The sequence below is a fragment of the Halorubrum sp. SP9 genome (assembly GCF_005435015.1).
Classification (GTDB): domain Archaea; phylum Halobacteriota; class Halobacteria; order Halobacteriales; family Haloferacaceae; genus Halorubrum; species Halorubrum sodomense.
In genome coordinates this window covers 1-1039 of record NZ_SGXU01000142.1, presented here as the reverse complement: position 1 = coordinate 1039, position 1039 = coordinate 1, and the positions used below count along the sequence as shown (strand labels likewise).

At 66.0% G+C, this 1039-nt stretch carries 1 protein-coding gene; it reads left to right on the top strand.

Annotated features, from left to right (window positions below; all coding sequences use genetic code 11):
* Positions 1 to 59: 59 nt before the first annotated feature.
* Positions 60 to 998: a carbohydrate ABC transporter permease gene (locus EXE45_RS16895; protein ID WP_137695016.1), complete on the top strand. Its 939-nt coding sequence runs from the start codon at positions 60 to 62 to the stop codon at positions 996 to 998.
* Positions 999 to 1039 lie beyond the last annotated feature (41 nt).

Genomic DNA, 1039 nt, shown 5'->3' with positions numbered 1-1039 from the left:
GTTCGACCCGAGCGACGCGTACCTCTACGACGGGGACGGGGAGCTGGTGGCCTGATACCATGTCCGTCGAATCGTACCTGGAGGACCGGCTCGACCGGGACGTGGACGGGGAGAAGCTCACCGCGATCCTCGTGTTCATGCTCCCCGGGCTCACGCTGTTCGGCATCTTCTCCGTCGGGCCGATGCTGTACTCGGCGGTCGGGAGCTTCTTCACCTGGGACGGGTTCACGATCGGGCAGTTCGCCGGGTTCGAGACGTGGATCGCGACGTTCAACGACGACGCGATCATCAACTGGGACAACCTCCTCGCGCTCCAGTACCCGATGGGGGCGCTGCCGCAGAACATCATCTGGATGGTTGTCCACGTCCCGCTGAGCACGCTGCTCGGCCTCGGGCTCGCGCTGCTTTTCGCCGACCTGCGCGGGCGGAGCATCCTGCGCTCGATGGTGTTCCTCGCCTTCACGACGCCGACGGTCGTGATCGGGCTCGTCCTCCTGTTCGTCTACGACCCGCAGGCCGGCATCTTCAACGGGCTGCTCCGGTCGATCGGGCTGGAGTCGGTGGTCCGGAACTGGGTCCAGGAGCCGCAGATCGCGATCTACGCGCTGATCGCGGGCGGCGTCTGGGTCCAGACCGGGTTCAGCATGCTGTTGTACAGCTCCGCGCTCGCGGGGATCGACCCCGCGCTGCTGGAGTCCGCCCGCGTCGACGGCGCGGGGCGGTTCCGGCGGTTCAAGGACATCATCTGGCCGCTCGTCAAGCCCGTGACGGCGGTCGTGGTGATCATGAGCATGATCTGGGTGATCCGGATCTTCGCCATCGTCTACGCGGCCGGGGGGCCCTCGGGCGGTCCCGGCGGGGTGTTCTCCGTCCTCGGCTTAGAGGTGTACCAGGCGGCGTTCTCCGTCCCGATCGAGTACAGCAAGGCGATGGTCGTCGCGCTCATCGAACTGGTGATCGCGCTGCCGATGGCGTGGTACATCGCGTCAATGGACTGATCCACGATGACTGACACACACAACTCGGACGATCCGACCGA

Excerpts from the sequence above, each read along its gene's own strand:
- EXE45_RS16895 (WP_137695016.1), top strand. The coding sequence starts at position 60 with ATGTCCGTCGAATCGTACCTGGAGGACCGGCTCGACCGGGACGTGGAC.